At 58.4% G+C, this 19903-nt stretch carries 18 protein-coding genes; 9 read left to right on the top strand and 9 right to left on the bottom strand.

Annotation, left to right across the window (positions count from 1 at the left end):
* Positions 1 to 6: 6 nt before the first annotated feature.
* Positions 7 to 921, top strand: coding sequence for a transcriptional regulator CynR (gene cynR / locus P406_RS21760; protein WP_046237346.1), 915 nt, complete (start codon positions 7 to 9; stop codon positions 919 to 921).
* Positions 922 to 1014: 93 nt separating this feature from the next.
* Here the strand turns inward: cynR and cheR are convergent, their stop codons facing one another.
* Together cheR and P406_RS21750 are read right to left on the bottom strand one after the other, a co-directional pair.
* Positions 1015 to 1842 carry a protein-glutamate O-methyltransferase CheR gene (cheR, locus tag P406_RS21755; RefSeq protein ID WP_003347319.1) on the bottom strand — a complete coding sequence of 276 codons (828 nt, stop codon included), beginning with the start codon at positions 1840 to 1842 and terminating at the stop codon, positions 1015 to 1017.
* Between the two features lie 51 nt (positions 1843 to 1893).
* Entirely contained in the window at positions 1894 to 2820 is a 927-nt protein-coding gene (locus P406_RS21750) for a chemotaxis protein CheV (RefSeq protein ID WP_003316772.1), read from the bottom strand.
* A gap of 77 nt (positions 2821 to 2897) precedes the next feature.
* On the opposite strand from P406_RS21750, the gene flgA reads away from it, so the two are divergent.
* From flgA to P406_RS21730, 4 genes are all read left to right on the top strand, one after another.
* Positions 2898 to 3656, top strand: a complete 759-nt coding sequence (gene flgA / locus P406_RS21745; protein WP_003417867.1) for a flagellar basal body P-ring formation chaperone FlgA — start codon at positions 2898 to 2900, stop codon at positions 3654 to 3656.
* Positions 3657 to 3817: 161 nt separating this feature from the next.
* Positions 3818 to 4132 carry a flagellar biosynthesis anti-sigma factor FlgM gene (gene flgM, locus P406_RS21740; protein WP_003404324.1) on the top strand — a complete coding sequence of 105 codons (315 nt, stop codon included), beginning with the start codon at positions 3818 to 3820 and terminating at the stop codon, positions 4130 to 4132.
* A 49-nt stretch (positions 4133 to 4181) separates the two neighbouring features.
* Entirely contained in the window at positions 4182 to 4649 is a 468-nt protein-coding gene (locus P406_RS21735) for a flagella synthesis protein FlgN (protein WP_003316769.1), read from the top strand.
* Between the two features lie 82 nt (positions 4650 to 4731).
* Positions 4732 to 5478, top strand: coding sequence for a flagellar brake protein (locus tag P406_RS21730; protein WP_003404320.1), 747 nt, complete (start codon positions 4732 to 4734; stop codon positions 5476 to 5478).
* A gap of 66 nt (positions 5479 to 5544) precedes the next feature.
* On the opposite strand, the gene P406_RS21725 is transcribed toward P406_RS21730, so the two are convergent.
* The 3 genes from P406_RS21725 to P406_RS21715 all read right to left on the bottom strand — a co-directional run bounded on the left by P406_RS21725 (position 5545) and on the right by P406_RS21715 (position 9376).
* The gene (locus tag P406_RS21725; protein ID WP_046237345.1) at positions 5545 to 6972 is read right to left on the bottom strand and encodes an MFS transporter; all 1428 of its coding nucleotides are present in this window, start codon (positions 6970 to 6972) and stop codon (positions 5545 to 5547) included.
* A 54-nt stretch (positions 6973 to 7026) separates the two neighbouring features.
* Positions 7027 to 8268: a glutamine synthetase family protein gene (locus P406_RS21720; RefSeq protein ID WP_162234416.1), complete on the bottom strand. Its 1242-nt coding sequence runs from the start codon at positions 8266 to 8268 to the stop codon at positions 7027 to 7029.
* 196 nt (positions 8269 to 8464) lie between these two features.
* Positions 8465 to 9376 carry a methyltransferase domain-containing protein gene (locus P406_RS21715; RefSeq protein WP_046237343.1) on the bottom strand — a complete coding sequence of 304 codons (912 nt, stop codon included), beginning with the start codon at positions 9374 to 9376 and terminating at the stop codon, positions 8465 to 8467.
* Between the two features lie 235 nt (positions 9377 to 9611).
* Here P406_RS21715 and P406_RS21710 point away from each other — a divergent pair, with 235 nt between their 5' ends.
* Positions 9612 to 10421, top strand: coding sequence for a glycosyltransferase family 2 protein (locus tag P406_RS21710; RefSeq protein ID WP_046237342.1), 810 nt, complete (start codon positions 9612 to 9614; stop codon positions 10419 to 10421).
* A gap of 63 nt (positions 10422 to 10484) precedes the next feature.
* Here the strand turns inward: P406_RS21710 and P406_RS21705 are convergent, their stop codons facing one another.
* The 3 genes from P406_RS21705 to P406_RS21695 form a co-directional block, all read right to left on the bottom strand.
* Positions 10485 to 11180, bottom strand: coding sequence for a sensor histidine kinase (locus P406_RS21705; protein ID WP_003412487.1), 696 nt, complete (start codon positions 11178 to 11180; stop codon positions 10485 to 10487).
* Complete coding sequence (locus P406_RS21700) at positions 11177 to 12778, bottom strand: tetratricopeptide repeat-containing response regulator (protein WP_046237341.1); 1602 nt, start codon at positions 12776 to 12778, stop codon at positions 11177 to 11179. Before P406_RS21700 ends, P406_RS21705 begins: the two co-directional genes overlap by 4 nt.
* Before the next feature lie 399 nt (positions 12779 to 13177).
* Entirely contained in the window at positions 13178 to 13852 is a 675-nt protein-coding gene (locus P406_RS21695; protein WP_003316760.1) for a TIGR04211 family SH3 domain-containing protein, read from the bottom strand.
* 450 nt (positions 13853 to 14302) lie between these two features.
* On the opposite strand from P406_RS21695, the gene ppnN reads away from it, so the two are divergent.
* Positions 14303 to 15676, top strand: a complete 1374-nt coding sequence (gene ppnN / locus P406_RS21690; RefSeq protein ID WP_024682821.1) for a nucleotide 5'-monophosphate nucleosidase PpnN — start codon at positions 14303 to 14305, stop codon at positions 15674 to 15676.
* Between the two features lie 51 nt (positions 15677 to 15727).
* Here the strand turns inward: ppnN and P406_RS21685 are convergent, their stop codons facing one another.
* On the bottom strand, positions 15728 to 16597 hold the full coding sequence (locus tag P406_RS21685; protein ID WP_046237340.1) for a helix-turn-helix domain-containing protein: 870 nt from the start codon (positions 16595 to 16597) through the stop codon (positions 15728 to 15730).
* Between the two features lie 153 nt (positions 16598 to 16750).
* Between P406_RS21685 and pobA the strand changes: the two genes are divergently transcribed.
* Both pobA and P406_RS21675 read left to right on the top strand, forming a co-directional pair.
* Positions 16751 to 17935, top strand: coding sequence for a 4-hydroxybenzoate 3-monooxygenase (gene pobA / locus P406_RS21680; RefSeq protein WP_003347291.1), 1185 nt, complete (start codon positions 16751 to 16753; stop codon positions 17933 to 17935).
* Between the two features lie 215 nt (positions 17936 to 18150).
* Positions 18151 to 19476 (top strand): MFS transporter, encoded by a 1326-nt coding sequence (locus P406_RS21675; RefSeq protein WP_046237339.1) that lies wholly within the window; start codon positions 18151 to 18153, stop codon positions 19474 to 19476.
* Positions 19477 to 19903: the final 427 nt, after the last annotated feature.

Raw genomic sequence — 19903 nt, 5'->3', positions numbered from 1 at the left:
TGATTTATGATCATCACCATAATCCTGACTTATGGTGATGCTGTGCTGTTACGCCATATACGTTATTTGCTGGCAGTCGCCGACCATGGCAATTTCACCCGTGCAGCCGAGGCCCTGCATGTCTCGCAACCGGCGTTGTCGCAGCAGATCAGGCAACTGGAAAGCAGTCTGGGCGTGCAGCTGTTCGACCGCACCCGCCGCAGTGTCGTGCCGACCGATGCCGGCCGCGTGTATCTGGACCACGCGCGTCGCTGCCTGCTTGAGCTGGAGGCCGGGAAGCGTGCGCTCGACGATGTCAGCGATCTGTCACGCGGACAATTGCGCCTCGGCGTCACGCCCACCTTCAGTGAATACCTGATAGCACCGCTGATCGACCGCTTCAGTGCGCTGTATCCGGGAGTGGCAATCATCCTCACGGAGCTGCCTCTGGAGCAGATTACCGAGGCATTGATCAGTGACGCGCTCGATCTGGCCATCGGCTTTGCCGGCAGTCATGCTGTCGAGATAGACAGCCAGCCTCTGTTCGATGAACAACTGTGCCTGGTCATGGCCAAGCCTGGGCCCGAAAAGCAGGCCGCATTGACACTTGAGGACCTGCAAACACTTCGCTTTGCCTTGCTCGCCCCCGGATTCGCCACTCGCCAGTTGCTGGATGCCTGGTGCCAGATGCACAACTTCAAGCCGACGGTCGGCCTTGAGGCGAACTCGATTGCCATTTTGCTCAAGGTCGTCGCCCAGGGTCGCATGGCGACCATTCTTCCCGATGCCATCGTTCGCGAGCAGCCTGGATTGCGCGAAGTTCAGACCATCCCTGCCCTGCCTGGGCGGACGGTTGCGCTGCTGCGGCGTAAAAACGGCTACCAGAGCGCTGCCGCCAACGCTTTTGCAAAACTGGTGAGCGGCAGCAGTACGCAAACATGAAACCGATGGGCAGACGATCAGAGCTGTTTTCGGCCGCGCACAAAAAAAGAGACCCGAAGGTCTCTTTTTTCATGACAGGCAACTGACAGATCGTCACTTGGCCTTATAGATGATCCCGGGGCTGCACTGAACCATCTGGTAGTGATCCGGCAAACCATTGAGCGCTTCGGAAGCCCCCAGAAACAGGTAGCCGCCTGGCTTGAGCGTGCCGTGGATACGCAGCAGGATGTCTTTCTTCACTTCGGCCGAGAAGTAGATCAATACGTTACGGCAGAAAACGATGTCGAACTTGCCCAGCGAGGCGTAGCTGTCGAGCAGGTTGAACGAGCGGAATTCCACGCGACTCTTGATCGGCGCCTTGACCACCCAGCGGCCCGGGCTTTTTACGTCAAAAAAGCGCTGCAGACGATCCGGCGACAGGCCGCGGCCGATGGCCAGACTGTCGTATTCGCCGGTCTTGCAGTTATTGAGCATCAAGCCCGACAGATCGGTTGCGACGATCTGTACGCCCGATTTGAGCTGCCCCTGATTGGCTCGCTCGAACTCATCGATGGACATCGACAGCGAATACGGTTCCTGACCCGACGAACAGGCGGCCGACCAGATGCGCAGTCGCTGACCAGGGCTGGCCTTGATCTGCTCGGGCAGCACCTTGTTCTTCAGTACTTCGAACGGATAGGTATCGCGAAACCACAAGGTTTCGTTGGTGGTCATCGCATCGACCACCTGCTCGCGCAAACCACTGCGCGGCTGGGTCTGAATGCGCTGGACCAACTCGCCAAGCGACTTGATGCTTTGCTGCTCCATCAATTTGTTGAGGCGGCTGGACACCAGGTACTGCTTGTTTTCCCCAAGCAGGATGCCACAGGCTTTTTCCAGAAATACCCGGAACTGATCAAAATCCAAATTACCCGTAGACAAAGTGCCGCCTCTCAAATCATGTGAATCACCGGGGACGACGCCCCCGGCTGGTTATTCTGCTGCCTTGATCCGCGCAACGACCCTGGCCGCCAGATCATCAGGCCGGAATTTCGCGAGAAAATCATCCGCGCCGACTTTCTTGACCATCGCCTGGTTGAATACCCCTGACAGCGAGGTATGCAAAGTGATGTGCATCTTCTGCATGCGTGGATCATTACGTATTGCTGCGGTAAGGGTATAGCCATCCATCTCCGGCATTTCAATGTCGGAGATCATCATCAGGAACTCTTCTTCAGGTTTTTTGCCTTCTGCGACCATCTTGAGCAGGTAATCCAGCGCCTGACGACCATCGTTGAGCGCTACGACTTCCACCCCGACGGTTTCCAGGCAGCGACTCACCTGCTTGCGGGCCACCGAAGAGTCGTCGACCGTCAGCACGCGCAGGGAGACAGCCTTGTGCTGAACCTCGGCGTCAATGACACCGACCGAGATCTCTTCGGACACTGGCGCGACTTCGGCGAGAATTTTCTCGACGTCGATGATTTCCACCAGCTGGTTATCAACCCGGGTAACGGCGGTCAGGTAATGATCGCGTCCGGTGCCCTTGGGTGGTGGATGAATCTCTTCCCAGTTCATGTTGACGATGCGTTCGACAGAATGCACCAGAAAGCCCTGAACCTTGGTGTTGTACTCGGTAATGATGACGAAGGAATTAACCAGCGAAATCATCCCCGTGGAACCTGTCGCCATTGCCAGATCCATGATCGGGATCGTGCCGCCACGAATATTGGCCACGCCCCGAACGATCTTGCTCGATTTGGGCATGATGGTGAGTTTCGGGCATTGCAGTACTTCTTTTACCTTGAAGACGTTGATCCCATAGAGCTGCTTGCCGTCGAGACGGAACAAGAGCAGCTCCAGGCGATTCTGACCCACCAGCTGAGTTCGCTGGTTTACCGAATCCATTACACCTGCCATGCCGAACCCCCTTACAAAATGACCGCCGCCCAGACACCAGATCAACAAGCGGCACGGGCTTTGCTATTTATTACTTCATGAACGCAAAGACGACAATTTCTCGACACCTCGCATTAGAAACCCGCAGGCTTCTGTGCGCAATCGCCCTGCTGTGCCTTTCCAGCACGGTGACCCTCGCTCGTGCCGAGAATTTCACACTGCCTGAGCAGCTTATCGGCGTCACCCAAGGGTTTCTTGAGTTCACAGTAGAAGACTATTTGGCAACCAACCAGATTGACGGGCGTCATGAGATACAGGTCAAGCAACTCGACCCGCGTTTAAGGATGGGTGCCTGCGACAAGGATTTGACAGCCACACTGGAAAGTCCGCGCCCGGTTGGCCGGGTTACCGTGCGGGTGCGCTGCGAAGGTTCTTCGCCCTGGACGGTGTTTGTGCCCGCCCAGGTCCTGCTGTATCGCAACGTCGTTACCGTGATGCGCCCGCTCAAGCGTGACGCGATCGTCACCGAAGAAGACGTCGCGATGCGCGAGCGGGATGTCAGCAGCCTGGGTCAGGGTTTCCTGGCGTCGCTGGATCAGGCGGTCGGTCAGAAGGTTGTCCGACAGATGGTCATCGACCAGGTCATTACCCCGGTGGCGCTTGAGCAGCCACAAATGGTTCACAAGGGCGATCAGGTGGTGATCATCGCTCGCAGCGGCTCGCTGGCGGTGCGCATGCCCGGCGAAGCGATGTCCGATGGAGGCTTCAACGAACAGATACGGGTGAAAAACCTCAATTCCCAGCGGGTGATCAAAGCAAGTGTCACCGGCCCAGGGCAGGTGGAAGTCGCTATGTAGTGCATTGATGGTGGCGCGAAGGGTGTGTTTTTTTTAGACTGCGGGGAATGCCCGACGGCAAATGTCGTCTATTGGGAAGCTTTCTCACAATCAGCCTAAAGTTTGATGGGGGTTGGCCGAAAACAAGGCAAGCGTCCAAACACCCAGAGGTTTTTTCAATCATGGTCATAGATTTCAGTCGCCTTAACAACTCACAGTCTGTTGCCGGTGCTTCACGCACCAGCGCCAGTAAAGACACCGCCAAAACCGATGCCCCAGCCCCTGCCGTCACCGCAGGTGTCAAAAGCACCGGGGAAACTTTTTCCTTGAGCAGTGAGGCTCAACAGTTGCAAAAAATCACGGACAAGCTGACCGATCTGCCAACCGTCAACAGTGCTCGCGTTGCCGAGCTCAAACAGGCCATCGCCGACGGTAGTTACACAGTGGACAGCAACCGTGTCGCCAGCAAACTGTTGAATTTCGAAACCCAACGCTAAGCGAAGGCTGGCGCTGGATATTCTGGACGCTTAAAAACCAGAGCATGCGATGCAAGACACTACTTTGCTGCAGATGATCACTGACGACATGGTTTCGGCCCGACAGCTTCTAGAGTTGTTGCAGGCCGAATCACTGATTCTTCACGGCCGCGACATGGGCGAGATGGAGCAGGTGCTGGCGCAGAAACAGGCGCTGGTCATTCTTCTCGACCAGCACGGTCGCAAACGTAGCCAGGTGCTTGCGGGCATGGGGCTGCCAGCCAATCGCAGTGGTCTCCAGCAATTGGCCAGCCAGTCGGATATCGGTGAGCAATTGCTGCTGGCCGCCGACGAACTGAATACGTTGATCAATGAATGCCAGACGCTCAACGAGCGCAATGGTAGTCTGATCCAGATGCAACAGGTCAGTACCGCTCACCAGCTTCGCATCTTGAACGGTGGCGATACGCCTACACTCTATGACAGTCGCGGGTCGACTGCGCTTAGAGCAAAACCACGCCCTCTGAGTCAGGCGTAACTTCCTGTATCAAGGTATCGTGTATAGTGGCAGAATGCCTGCTGTTGCGTTGCCGTAGTATTTTGCCTGGAGATTCAAGAACGTGAATGGCTCAAGCGCGGACGATGCTCCGCAGCCCCCGAAGGTTCTCAATACACCTTTGGAAATTGCCGCTAACCTGCGGCTGCTACTCGAGAGTCATGATCCTCTGATCATTACCTTTCATGAGCGTCCCCAGCGCTTTCAGAGTTATCTGCTTGAAGTCGACCGTGACAACAACGTCATGGCCCTCGACGAAATGATCCCCCGCGATGGCGAACGTTTTCTGAGCAACGGCGAATCCTTCCGTGTCGAAGGCTTTCACGACGGCGTGCGGATTGCCTGGGAAAGTACTGCGCAGATGGACATCCTCAGCACCGACGGTCAACGCATGTACCGCGGCCCGATGCCTGAGGAAGTGGTCTATCACCAGCGGCGCAACGCATTTCGTGCCGCGCTGAAGCTGGCACAACTGGTCGACGTCGAAATTGGCGGTGACCGCCTGAAATTCACGCTGGCCGGCAAGCTGCTGGACATTTCTGCCACCGGTTGCAAGTTGCGCTTCGAGGGCGACGTGTCTGATCGCATGCAATTGGGCCAGGTATACGAGCGTTTCGTTGCCAAGCTGCCTTTCGGTGCCATGACAGCGCCTGTCGAGTTGCGCCATCTGCATTTCGAAGAACGATTCAACACCACCTTTGCCGGCGTGCGCTTCCACAACATGAGTGGGCTGGTGCAGCGTCAGGTCGAACGTTTCGTCTATCAGTTACAGCGCGAAGCACGACGCTTCGACAAAGACGACGACTTCTGACATTCAGCTGAATCCCCGGCGATTGCGGCATTGCTGCCGCAATCGTCCACTGCCCTGCGCTACTCGTCAGGCCTTCCAAGTCTCGCTTTCACGCTCGCGTTCATGCTCATCGGCTTCAGCCGTTTCCGCCTCGGCAGCCGGCTCGGCCTGAACCAGAACCTCGCTTTCCGTATCGACCTCTGCTTCGGACACGACCTCGGAATCCGGCTCCGGCTCTGGCTCTGGCTCAACGGTTGCCTGCATCTGTTCCTGAACCACCTGCTCGTCGACACGCGGGTCAAGTGCAACCACCAGTGGCGAACTGGACATACTGTCCGGCATCGCAACGTGGTGCAGCGGTGCGTTTTCGACCTGGTGCAAGTGAGTGACCGCCTTGGGCCTGATCAGCAGTACCAGAATCACACCAGCGCCACAGACGAACGCATACAGCATGTGCCCGCCGAACAGCTTCATCACCACACCCGCGGCCAACGGACCGATACTGGCGCCAATCCCGTAGGTCATGAGCAACATGGCCGTCAGCGACACTCGGCGCTCGGCCTCGACGTGGTCATTGGCGAAGGCCACTGCCAGCGGATAGAGGCAGAACTGCATCAGCGAAGCCAGAAAACCGACACCGAACAGCACCTCGACGGGCACGCTGGGAAACACCGCCAGCGGTAACGACGCCACCACCAGTGCCGCGGCAAAGATGCGCATCAGCACGGAACGGTCATAGCGGTCGGACAGCAGGCCCAACGGCCACTGCACCAGAAACCCGGCCAGAATGCAGCAGCCCATGAATAGACCGACCTGCTCGGTGGACAGCCCCTGCTCGGCGGCGTAGACCGGTGCCAGACCATAGAACGAACCGATGATCAGACCGGCGCCCAGTACCGCCGTCAGCGACTGCGGCACACGCTTCATGAAGAAGCGCGGCTCCAGTGGCGCCGGATGCAGCGGTGCCGGGTGAATCGCGCGGGTCATGGCGACCGGCACCAGGCACAGTGCGAAACACAGCGCTACCAGCATCAGCAGCTCAGGCCCCAGTTGCGGGTGCACCACCAGCACTAGCTGACCCAGCACTAGCCCCAGATAGGATGCAATCATGTAACCGCTGAAGACCATGCCGCGCTGTTTGGCGGCCGCCTGCTCGTTCAGCCAGCTCTCGATGACCATGTATTGGCACATCATGCCCAGACCGACGATCACCCTCAGCACCAGCCAGGCGGGTAACCAGCTGATCAGGCCATGCCCGAGCACTGCCGCACCGACGATGCCGGCACAGGTGGCGTAGGCGCGAATATGCCCGACACGGCCGATCAGGCGGTGACCGATCTTGCCGCCCAGTACCAGACCGAAATAGTTGGCAGCCATCAACGCACCAACCCACAGGCTGTCAACCTGATCGGCGGCCAGGCGCAGGGCCAGATAAGTGCTCAGCAGACCCGAGCCGATCAACATCATCAACGAGGCAAAATAAAGCGCTCGAAAGGACTTCCAGATTTGGCGCATCAACTTTCCAAAAATAGGGAGTCGCCCGACTGGGCGAGCCCGACACTGCGATTCTTAAACCTGAGCAGCCAGCACGCGCCGTTCCCAGGGGGTTATCTCGTCAAAAAAACTGGTCAGTTCCAGGGCCTTCGACGCGATGTAGCCTTCGATGAATTCATGACCAAACAGTTCCTTGGCCAACTGACTGCTTTTCAGACGCTCCAGAGCAGCGTGCAAGGTACACGGCAACGACAATTCTTCCGGCACCTCCAGTTCGCCCTGCAACGGCGGTGTCGGTTCCAGTCGTTGCTCGATGCCATGCAGCCCGGCCGCCAAACTTGCAGCGATGGCCAGATAAGGATTGGCGTCAGCGCCCGGCAGGCGATTCTCCACCCTTCTGGCCGCCGCTGCACTCGACGGAATACGTAATCCGGCAGCGCGATTGTCGTAGGACCAGCAGGCGTTATTGGGCGACGCATACGGATGGCACAGGCGCTGGTAGGAATTCACATTGGGCGCGAACAGCGCGGTGAAGTCCGCCATGCAGGCTTGCTGTCCAGCAATAAAATGACGAAACGTGTCGGTCGGCTCACCCTGCGCATCACTGAAGACGTTCATTGCGGTCTCTGCTGCCACCACGCTCTGATGAATATGCATCGAACTGCCCGCCGTATGCGCGAGCGGTTTGGCCATGCACACCACGGTAAGCCCCTGCTTGAGCGCAACCTCCTTGAGCAGGTGCTTGAACAGAAAAGTCTGATCGGCCAGCAGCAGCGGATCACCATGCAGCAGGTTGATCTCGAACTGGCTGACACCCATCTCGTGCATCACGGTGTCACGCGGCAGCCCCAACGCTGCCATGCAGGCGTACACCTCGGCGAAGAAAGGTCGCAAACCGTTGTTGGAACTGACGCTGAATGCCGAGTGCCCCTGTTCGCATCGCCCGTCCAGCCCTGTCGGCGGCTCAAACGGATAAAGCGGCTCGGGATTGGGCGCGAAGACAAAAAACTCGAGTTCGGTGGCCACCACTGGCACCAGGTCCTGCGCAGCGTAACGGGCGATAACCGCCTTGAGCTGATTACGGGTAGAGAGCATGCAGGGCTGGCCATCAAGGTCCTGCGCATCACAGATGGCCAGGGCACGCGGCGACGTGCTCCAGGGCAGACGGTGGAGCTGCTGCGGATCACTGATCAGCGCCAGATCGCCGTCGTCACTGCCGTAAAAGTGCGCCGGCGGATAGCCGCCCATGATGCATTGCAACAACACGCCGCGCGCCAGCTGCAAACGGCGACCTTCGAGAAAACCTTCAGCCGTCATCACCTTGCCGCGCGGCACACCGTTCAAATCCGGGGTTACACACTCCACTTCATCAATGCCCATCAGCATTTCTTTCTGCGAATGGGGGTCATTGCCTGTCATGGGTCAGTCCTTTTCAGTTGAGCTGCAAACGCCAAGCTTCAACCTTCAGACTGCAATCTTCAAGCATCCCGCTTCAGGCTGTCGGCCTGACGCGTCAGAGAACCGGGTTATGGAAAGGTGTCCCGGTCACTTCGATGAACTCCTTTCGGTAGTCTTCGTTTTCCGGGTCGACCACAAGGGCCTGACGCAGGAATTCGACGCCTTCGGCCACATTGCCCAATTGACGACTCAGGGCGCCGGCGAGATGCAGCCTGGTGGCATCGAAAAAATTGAATGACAGCATGATCTTGGTCAGCGTCAGCGCGTTCTCGAGCTTGCCCGCCATCAACAATTGGTTGAACTGGGTGTTGAAGTCGCCGACGTCCTGCCACTTTTCGGCAGACAGGCCCTCCACTTTGCGCAGCACGACGGTGTGGCCGTTGCCTACTTTCGAATCGGTTTCTTCGACGCACTCGATGTACCAGCAACCCAGGCCTGACGAGTTAACGTAGTTGACCGCACGGAGCATGCTTTGCAGGGAAAAGACCTGATAGTGACCGCGCCACTCGCCTTCAGTGACGGTGGTCATGTCGACCTTGTTTTCATAGTCCTCGATCATCTGCGCCAGCGTCGTCAAACGACGCGCCCGATCAGTCTTGGCTGCGGTGCGCTTGGGAAAGATGCAGAAGAACACCCCGCCGTTCTTCAGCACTCGGAAGGATTCGACGTAGGCAGAAAGCAGGTTGGGGACGTGCTCGATGACGTGCGAGCTGATCAGATAGTCAACCGACGAGTCTGCCGTATGGATGCATTGAAAATCGCCCAGCATGTCGACCTTCGAAACATCGCCCGACACTTTCATCTGCTCGACGAAGTACTGCTGATAGTCTTCCATGTCACGAGGGTGCAGAAAATCAACGCCGTTGCACGGCGCCACGTTCAGGCAATGGGCAAGATTGAACGCGTTGTGAGCCGCTGCGCCCAACTCTACACCGTGCCCCTGGCAGTACTTTTTAGCTAACAGCATCACCCACCCACCGCTCATCGTGATATCGAATACAGCCTTTCAACGATTTCGGCGGTGTCCGCTAAAACTTTAACCAGCGCCGCTCCAGGCCTTTGGCGTTCCAGCAATTGGCGCAAATATTGCAATCCACCGCGTACATACATCGATTTACGTCAGTGCGGGCTTGAACCACCCGCCATACGGCGACGCCAATCAACAACAATCACGCTAACGCCCGAGAGAACAGAGGATCACCATGATCAATGGTCAAAAGGTTGGCTGCGGAATCATCACCTACAACCGTCCTGCGCTGCTGAAAAAGCTTTACGATTCCCTGCCTGCCGAGATCATCGACTGCGTTGTCATCATCAATGACGGCGAGGTGTACCCGGAGTTTTCCGCGTATGACAGCGAGGTCTTCTTCAACAACGAAACCAACCTCGGCGTTGGAAAATCCAAGAACAGAGCCTTGTCGCGACTGATGGATGCGGGGTGTGAACACCTGTTCCTGATCGAAGACGACATCTATATAAAAAGCCCGGAAGTCTTCGAGCTTTATATTCTGACCTCGACGCTGACCGGCATTCAGCACCTCAATTACAGCCAGCATGGTCTGATGAACAAGACGCCGTCCGGCGAGGCCAACGCGGTGTACAGGATTGACTACGGCAATGGCATCAACCTGCCCTTGTACCGCCATTGCGTCGGCGCGTTTTCCTACTATTCCAGACGCAGCCTGGAAGCCGCCGGCCTGATGGACGAGACGTATCACAACGCCTTTGAACACGTCGATCACACCCTGGCCATCATCAACCAGAACATGCACCCGCCTTTCTGGTTTTTTGCCGACATCGATAATTCACAGCTGTATCTGGGGGACGAGCCCTGGACGCTCGAGGGCTCAACGATTTCGTCCGACACCCTGCACCGCAAAAACGCCCTCGCAGCCATTGAACACTTCACGCTCAAGCACGGCTGCGAACCGGTCAGACATCCGTTGGCGTCTGATCAGGAACTGATGGACAGCCTGAACAGCATCAAACAGAACTTCGGATTGAATATCTAAGCGCCGAGCCCGCCCCGCAATCCTGACAAGGCGTTGCGGGGTACTCGTTGAAAGACCGCTGCCTCAGGGCAGGGTCATACTGAACATCGCCCCGCCCAGCACGCCGCCGTTGGCGATTTCAATGCGCCCGCGCATGCCGTTGCGTACATGCAGCCGGGCAATGTGTGCAGCGAAGTACAAGCCCAGGCCGGTACTGCCGCTGCCCTGGTTGATGCCCTGCACATAGTCGGTCTGGCGCTCGATCAGATACGCCGGGTAGCCCGGACCGTCGTCATTGATGGTGATCTTCAACTGCCCGCCTTCATCACCGACACTCACAGAAATCTGCTCGCGGGCAAAGCCGATGGCGTTGACGATGATATTGCCCACCACCGAGCCGATCAGTTCGCGGTCGAAAAAGCCCAAGGGGCTTGCCACATCGATCGCATGACGCGCGGCAATCCCGCGGCTGGCCAGCACGTCCTGGTGATGGGCCAGTTGCGCTTCGATGAAATCGTCCAGTTCGTGGTAGTCAGGACGCAACGGCATCTGGTTGACACCCAGTTTGTAGAGGCCGAGCAACTGCACGAGCATGCCGTTGAGGTTGGCAAACTCATAGTCGATGACGCCATGCTCCGAGGTGTCGCGCTGCTGGACCGAAAGCTTCGCCTGCCACTGGCTATGTGCCTGGGTCAGGGTCGCCAGCGAGTTCTTCATGTCGTGCACCGTGGAGGCGATCACCATGGAAAAGTCGAGGCCCTGCTCTGTCTCTTCACTCATGCGCTAAACGCCCTCTCCCTGAGTTTATGGTAGCGCTCATAGCGTGGATCGCTTTCCGGGATCTTGCCAAGCGTGGTCAGGCTGGCACGACACTCGTCAATTCCGGCCTGGCCCAGGTTCTGGCCAGGGTGAAGCAGCGACTGCACCATGTTCAGCGCAATACTGATGTTCTTTGGCTGCAAGCCAAGCGCACTGCGGAAAAACGCCTGTGCTTCGGTGAGGTTGCCGGCCTTGTAGCTGCGCACGCCTTGCAGGTTGAAATCGACAGCCGCCTTGCTGGCCCCCAGAATCGCCGGATCATCGGTCATGCTGGCAATGCTTTTCATCACCGCTGGATCGTCGCCGTAGGCCCCGGCACAACTCTTCAAGACGCCGGCACCGGCCTCTTCCTGACCGAGCTTCTTCAGTTGCGCAGCCACCATCAGTGCGGCGTCGGCACTGAGCACCTGCTCCATGCCATCCAGCCTGGCCATTGCCTGCTCGGTGAGCTTGGCTGCGGCTTCCGGGTCCGAATGCTGCAGGCTGGCCGCCTTCATCAGCCGGGTGCGCACTTGCAGACCCTGGTCGTCGCCATGCTCCTTGGCAACGTCGACGAGGGCGTTGTTGATCTCGACGCGGGTGCGCGCATCGAGCCCCTGATCACCACCCTTGCTGATCAACGCATGCGCCAACCCCAGGTTGGTTTCCGGATCCTTGAAACGCGAATGCTGACCTTGGGAGACGGCCTGGCGATAGGCCTTGGAGGCACTTTCGAAGTCATCGTTGCCCAATGCCAGCTTGCCCAGCAGCTTCTGTCGACGCACCGCCAGCGGCGACAGGCGCACTGCGCTTTCCAGCACAGACTGCGCGCGCTTGCCATCGCCAAGCGCGACCAGCACATCAGCCAGGCCGTCGAACAGCGCAGGCATGGTCGGAAACGCCTTGATTGCCTGCTCGTAGACAGCCTGCGCCTCGGCGGTCTTGCCGCGCTTGAGCAGCAGGCTACCCAATGCACCGTAGGCCCACGGCGTGGCCCGATCAGCCAGAATGGTCTTGAGGAACGCTTCCAGGGGCTCGTTCTGCTTCAGGTCACGCAGGGCATCGGCCTTGTAGCGCAGGCACAACGGCGCATAACGCGGGTCCTGCTCGATCAGCTTGTCACACGCGGCCAGCACCTCGGCCGGTTTACGACGGTCGAGGGCCTGCAGAATCGGCTTGAGCAAGGTCTTGCGCTGCACCAGCTTTTCCAGCCGCTGGGCCAGTCCGGCGCGGTTGAACGGCTTGGTCAGGTAACCATCCGGCTCCCACTCAAGCGCACTCATGACCATCGCTTGACTGTTTTCGGCAGTGACCATGATGAATACGCTTTCGTAACTCAGCAGCCGCTCGATCATCAGGTCTTCCAGCACCTGCTGGCCGTTCTTGCGGCCATCACCCAGGTTGAAATCGTGCAGCACGAAGTCATAACGCTTTTGCGAGCACATGCGCAGAGCCTGCTCGCCGGTGTCGGCGGTGTCCACTTCCTTGACGCCCAGCTCACGCAGCATCGATCTCACTGAACTGCGAAAGTCAGAGAAATCATCAACGATAAGAAAGCTTTTTTGGTTGTACGCCAGCATCCGGATTCCTGCACAGGAGAGGGTGAAATATGAGACCCGCGGCCTGAAAATCATTCAGGCCCGACTCGGCAGCCCATTTTTCAGGACGCACATAATAACTGATGGCAAAGCGCCACAATACAGCTTGCCGTCACCCTCCCCCTATGCGTCAGAGCGCGAGGTTGAGGGCAACACTCAGTTTTTCGACCATCCACGCAGAAACTGTAGAACGAACATCAACTTCGCGCACGAACCCGGTGTCAGGCAGGCATAAAGAGTGTGGGCTGGGTCGTGATTGCGGCAGGGGAAAGGCATTTTCGGAGAGGTCTGTCACACATCGGCTGCGTACTCGATACAACGCACAGCGTGGCGGACAACATGCCAGCGCGGGGCGCTGGCATGTGAGGTGGTCCAGGCGGTTTACACCCAGCCGTCGTTCTTCTTGCGGCCCTTGGTCAACGCCGGAAGGATCAGGCCGACCAGCAAGCCGGCACCGGCAATGCTGCCGCCGTAGACCATGTAACGCATCATCACCTGCTTGTTCTCATCGCCAAGTCGCGCCTGAGTAGCACGCAATTCAGCCTGAGAGTCGGCCAGTTGATCGTTGAGGGTCTTGGTGCGCGCCTCCAGTTCATCGACCAGTTTCTTACGCGCGTCCAGCGTTTCCTGCATGCCTTGCACGCGGGTCTTCCAGGTATTGTCGATGCCCGCCAGTTGCTCGGTCAGATCTGCGACCTGCTGAGTCAGCTGTGGCACACGCTCGGCCTGCCCAGGGACTTCCTGCAAGTCGCTGCTCGGAATCCACACCGTGGAACCGCCTTCGCCACGCACCTGGCTGAACTTGCCCGAAGCGCTGAGCAGCTCGACCTTCTGCCCGGATTTCAGCGTCCCCACGATCCGGTGATCATCGGTTGGTCCGCTGCGTACATAGGTGGTGAGGCTGTCACTGACCCAGCGATCGCTGCCTGCGGCCTGTGCGCTGCCAGGCATGACAACGGTCAATGCAGCGCCAACCAGGCCTGCGCCGAGCAAGCGACGCGAAACGGCGAACAGGCCAGGGGCTCGGGAAAGAAGTGCGGAAAAATGACGAGACATGGCGATAATTATCTTTATCTGAAATGAAAATAAAGCCTCGTTTAACGGGCCGGCTAAGGATGGGAGCGGCAAGTGATCAACGGTTTTGCAACTCCTGCCCGGACGGAATGTCTGCCTATCAGGCGCGTTGAAAAAGCACCTGATGATCCCTTTCATGCAGGCCGTCCAGAAAGTCCATCAGCTAACAGACTCCGTTAAAGGGGTCAGGTTCACTATTGCCCGTTGTCCGCGTCAAAATTCAGCCGCACGGTCAGCGAAGCAAGTGCCTGCTTTCAAAAGAATTCGCCTGCCGATTCAATCTGCGATGACGCACAACGGCTCAAACAGGGGACGTCTGCGGTCCGACGTTTGCTTTCCCGGCCAAGTGCTGTAGAAAAGGCTCCACAGGGGCGAATGTTCTCGATATTCGCCATCCTGATGCTCGACTGCATCGCTCTAATGGAAAATAGAATGATCCCAAGACAAGTGATTAACGCCACCGTAAGCCCGAAGGGCAGCCTTGAAACCCTGTCCCAACGTGAAGTGCAGCAGCTCAGCGCGGCCGGTTCAGGCAGCACCTATACCCTGTTCCGCCAGTGCGCCCTGGCCATTCTCAATACCGGCGCCCACGTCGATAACGCCAAGACCATTCTTGAAGCGTACGAGAGTTTTGAAGTCCGCATCCATCAACAGGACCGCGGCGTTCGCCTGGAGCTGCTCAACGCTCCGGCCGATGCCTTCGTCGACGGCGAAATGATCGCCAGTACCCGCGAAATGCTCTTCAGCGCCTTGCGCGACATCGTTTATACCGAAAGCGAGCTGGACAGCCAGCGCATCGACCTGAGCAATTCCCAGGGCATCACCGACTACGTGTTCCACCTGCTGCGCAACGCTCGTACCCTGCGCGCCGGTGTCGAGCCGAAGATGGTGGTGTGCTGGGGCGGCCATTCGATCAATACCGAAGAATACAAATACACCAAGAAAGTCGGCCACGAGCTGGGCCTGCGCAGCCTGGACATCTGCACCGGCTGCGGCCCCGGCGTGATGAAAGGCCCGATGAAAGGCGCGACCATCGCGCACGCCAAGCAGCGCATCGTTGGCGGTCGTTACCTGGGCCTGACCGAGCCGGGCATCATCGCCGCCGAAGCGCCCAACCCGATCGTCAATGAGCTGGTGATCCTGCCGGACATCGAAAAACGCCTCGAAGCGTTCGTGCGCGTCGGCCACGGCATCATCATTTTCCCCGGTGGCGCAGGCACGGCCGAAGAGTTTCTGTATCTGCTGGGCATTCTGATGCATCCGGACAACAAGGACGTGCCGTTCCCGGTGATCCTGACCGGCCCGAAAAACACCGAACCTTACCTGCAGCAGCTGCACGCGTTTGTCGGTGCCACGCTGGGTGAAGAGGCGCAGCGTCACTACCAGATCATCATCGACAACCCGGCGGACGTTGCCCGGCAGATGACTCAGAGCCTGAAGGAAGTGAAGCAGTTCCGCCGCGAGCGTAACGACGCGTTTCACTTCAACTGGCTGCTGAAGATCGAGGAAAGCTTCCAGCACCCTTTCGATCCGACTCACGAGAACATGTCCAGACTGCAACTGAACCACGATGTGCCGACTCACGAACTGGCAGCCAACCTGCGCCGGGCGTTTTCCGGCATCGTCGCCGGCAACGTCAAGGACAAGGGCATTCGTCTGATCGAGCAGCATGGTCCTTATCAGATCCACGGCGACCCATCGATCATGGGCCCGCTGGACAAGCTGTTGCAGGCGTTCGTCGATCAGCACCGCATGAAACTGCCAGGCGGCGCGGCGTACGTGCCGTGCTACCAGGTCGTGACCTGACCGCATAACGACACGCGAAAAGACGACGGGGTGCTCTTGAGCACCCCGTTTCTATTTCTGCTGGCGAAAGGCCTTGGGCGACTGCCCGGTAGCGCGCTTGAAGAAGCGCGAAAAATACGCCGGCTCGGAAAACCCCAGGCTGTCTGAGACCTGATTGATGGTCAGGGTGGTGTAGATAAGGTTGCGCTTGGCCTCCAGCAACAAGCGCTCACTGATGACCTGCAAGGCCGACTGGTTGCACAGCCGCCGACACAGTGCATTCAAGTGCGCGGCGCTGATACCCATCGCCTGAGCATGCTGGTCAATCGACCAGTGCTCGCGAAAACTCGCTTCCAGTTGATGCATGAACACCTGCAAATGCTCGCGGCCGCGATCCATCGCATGAGTCTCTTCGCCGGCATGCTCACTGCTGCGCCGACTGAGCCACACCGCCAGCACATTGACCAGCGAGTGCAGCATCAGATCGCGGCCCGCTCTGGGCTGCCGGTATTCATTGGCAATGGCATCGAACAGCGTGTCTACATAATCGCTGTCTGCCCCGAGCGCATAACACCGTGCCGTGCTGAGGGCTGAGACGTCGAGCGCAGCCTCGAGTTGCTCCACCAAGGGTCTGGCCAGGCTGAGAATATGGCCCTGAATATCTCTGGAGAACCTGAAGGTGTGCACGCTCAGCGCGGGCACGACCTGCAACGAAGGCATCTCGACCTCGCTGACCCGGTCCTCGACCTTGAGCATGGCCTTGCCCGACTGCACGTAAAGCAGCTGGACCAGATCGCCATGCCGATGCGGCTTGATCTCCCATTCGTGAATCCTGCTGCGCTCGGGGATCGACTCGCAATGAATCAGATCCGGGGTCGGCCAGGCCGTGGTTTCTCCGTAGAGCTTGAACACCGGTACCGCTGCCGTGGCAGGTCTGGGCATATCGTCTTCTCCCGTCCGGACCCTCGAAAAGTCCAGATAATGCAGCGGATATTGCCTTCTTATCTCGACGGCATCCATTAAAAATGCAGGAGACAAAAACAAACACTTCCCGCTGACTAAACCTGGCAGGGATCAAAAGACAGGACTATCGCCATGAAGACCAAGGTTGCCATTATCGGTTCAGGCCCTTCCGGGCTGCTGCTGGGCCAACTGCTGCAGCGTGCCGGCATCGACAACGTCATCGTCGAGCGCAAGGACCCCGACTACATCCTTTCGCGCATCCGCGCCGGCGTTCTGGAACAAGGCATGACCGACCTGTTGCGTGAAGCGGGCGTCAGTGAACGCATGGATGCAGAGGGCCTGATCCATGACGGTTTCGAGCTGGCGTTCGCCGGTCGTTGCGAGCGCATCGACCTGAAGAGTCTTGCCGATGGCAGGACGGTGATGGTCTACGGCCAGACCGAGGTCACTCGCGACCTGATGGCCGCGCGCGCCGCGACCGGTGCAATGACGATCTATGACGCCGCGGACGTCAAGGCGCACGACCTCAAGAGCGATAGTCCGTACCTGACGTTTGTGAAAGACGGCGAGACCGTGCGCCTGGACTGCGATTACATTGCTGGCTGTGACGGCTTTCACGGGGTGTCACGGCAATCGATTCCCGCTGACGCCCTCAAGGTATTCGAACGCGTCTATCCGTTCGGCTGGCTCGGCGTACTGGCCGATACGCCACCGGTCAACGAAGAGCTGGTCTACGCCAATCACCCGCGCGGCTTTGCCTTGTGCAGCATGCGCTCGGCCATTCGCACCCGCTATTACGTGCAGGTCAGTGCCGACGAGAAGGTCGAAGACTGGTCGGACGAGCGCTTCTGGGAGGAACTCAAATCCCGCCTGCCCGAGCATCTGGCAGAGCGTCTGGTCACCGGGCCGTCCATCGAGAAAAGCATCGCGCCGCTGCGCAGCTTTGTGGTTGAACCCATGCAGTATGGTCGCCTGTTCCTGCTCGGCGATGCCGCGCACATCGTCCCGCCAACCGGTGCCAAGGGGCTGAACCTGGCCGCGAGCGATGTCAGCACGCTGTATCGCATCCTGCTCAAGGTGTATCAGGAAGGCCGCACTGACCTGCTGGAAAAGTATTCACAGATCTGCCTGCGCCGGGTGTGGAAAGCCGAGCGTTTCTCCTGGTGGATGACGTCGGTGCTGCATAACTTCCCCGACACCGACGCCTTCAGCCAGCGCATTCAGCAGACCGAACTGGACTACTACGTCGGCTCGGAAGCCGGGCGCAGGACCATTGCCGAGAACTACGTGGGCTTGCCGTATGAGGCTGTCGAGTAAAGCGTAGGCCCCGGCGCTGTAATGTTCGTTGCGTACTGACGTTGGCGACAAGGCATAACCTCCCCCGCGTACCTGCGTTGTGCAATCACACAACGCATGCCCCCTGCCGCCGTGCAAAGCCCCAAAGCGTTTTCGTCAACGGCCACCTATGATCAAGCGTGCATCCAATAGCTATCCGGCTATATAAAAACAACAAGCACAGAGGAACACCCGCCATGACACCCGTTTCGACCCACGAGGTGGGCGACGCTGAAGGCAATCTTGTCTACCGTCGCATCACCCTGCGCCTTATCCCGTTTATCTTCATTTGTTACCTGTTCAATTACCTCGACCGCGTGAACGTCGGCTTCGCCAAGCTGCAGATGCTCGATGCCCTGAATTTCAGCGAGACGGTTTATGGCCTCGGTGCCGGTATCTTCTTCGTTGGCTACGTGCTGTGTGGCCTGCCCAGCAATCTGGCGCTGAACCGCTTCGGGCCGCGTCGCTGGATCGGTCTGATGATGATTACCTGGGGAATCTTCTCGACCTGCCTGCTGTTCGTCACCACGCCGGTCGAGTTCTACGTGCTGCGCTTTCTGACCGGTATGGCAGAGGCCGGCTTCTTCCCCGGCATCGTGCTGTACCTCTCGCGCTGGTATCCGAATCAGCGGCGCGGGCGGATCATGGCACTGTTCATGTCGGCGATTCCGGTCTCCGGCCTGCTGGGCGGTCCGTTTTCCGGATGGATTCTCAATCATTTCGCTGCGGGCCAGGGCGGCATGGCCGGATGGCAATGGATGTTCCTGATTCAGGGCGTGCCGACGGTGGCGCTGGGTGTGCTGGCCTTCGTTCTGCTGTGCGACAAGGTCGAGGATGCCCGCTGGCTGACGCCCGAGCAGCGTCAGCGGGTCAAGACCGATATCACCAACGATGAACTGAGCCGTCCGGTGCACGGCAAAAGCTCGGTGGCTTCAGTGCTGAGCATGCCGTTCATATGGATTCTGGGCTTTATCTACTTCTGCATTCAAAGCGGCGTCTACGCGATCAATTTCTGGCTGCCGTCGATCATCAAGAACCTCGGTTTCAGCGATGCACTGGTGATCGGCTGGATTAGCGCCGTGCCGTACCTGATGGCGGGCGTGTTCATGCTGCTGGTCGGCCGCTCTGCCGACCTGCGTAATGAGCGGCGCTGGCATCTGGTGGTCCCGATGCTGATGGGCGCGACCGGCCTGATCATTGCCGCCAACTTCGCGACGCTGCCCATCGTAGCCATCATCGGGCTGACTATCGCGACCATGGGTGCGCTGACCAGCCTGCCGATGTTCTGGCCATTGCCGACCGCCCTGCTGAGCGCCAGCGTTGCCGCAGGCGGGCTGGCGCTGATCAACTCGATTGGGCAGATGGCAGGCTTTCTCAGCCCTTACCTGGTGGGCTGGATCAAGGATCAGACCGGCTCGACTACCCTGGCGCTGTATTCACTGGCCGCGCTGACCATCGTCGGCAGTCTGGTGGCATTGCGGGTCAGTCGTTCGTCAGCAGTCAATGTGGCAGGGCCCGCCTGAATGCACTGGCCGAAGACAGTGTGATCCTGCGCAGCTGGCGTGAAGCGGGATGCGCAGATTTTTGCGCACCCGATACCCGCATAAAACTGACCAAGGCTCGTATTTAAAGCGCTGCAGCACACAGGTATGAGTCAGCGCATGTGCGCAGACGTTTGCGCACTATTTCATGCTTTTTTTGCTTGATGTCTTTGCTTTAAATCTCTATCTATTTGTTTTCAATAGATAAATAGACAGTCGGCACATATCTTGGAATGCACCTCTGTACACAGCGGGCGATATCGCCCGTTTCTGCGCAGAGATTCCATGCATGACCGACAAATCCGGCACCCATACACAACGACGTGCTGCAACGTTCGCCAAGATACCCGCCACGGCCACCAGTCTGTGCCCCTTCCGAAAACCTGAAGTCGCCATCGTGCCAGTGCGC

Origin of the sequence: Pseudomonas syringae pv. coryli str. NCPPB 4273, from assembly GCF_000972175.1 — a bacterium.
GTDB lineage: Bacteria > Pseudomonadota > Gammaproteobacteria > Pseudomonadales > Pseudomonadaceae > Aquipseudomonas > Aquipseudomonas syringae.
The sequence above is the reverse complement of the archived record's forward strand: the minus strand, read 5'-3'. Positions and strand labels throughout refer to the sequence as shown.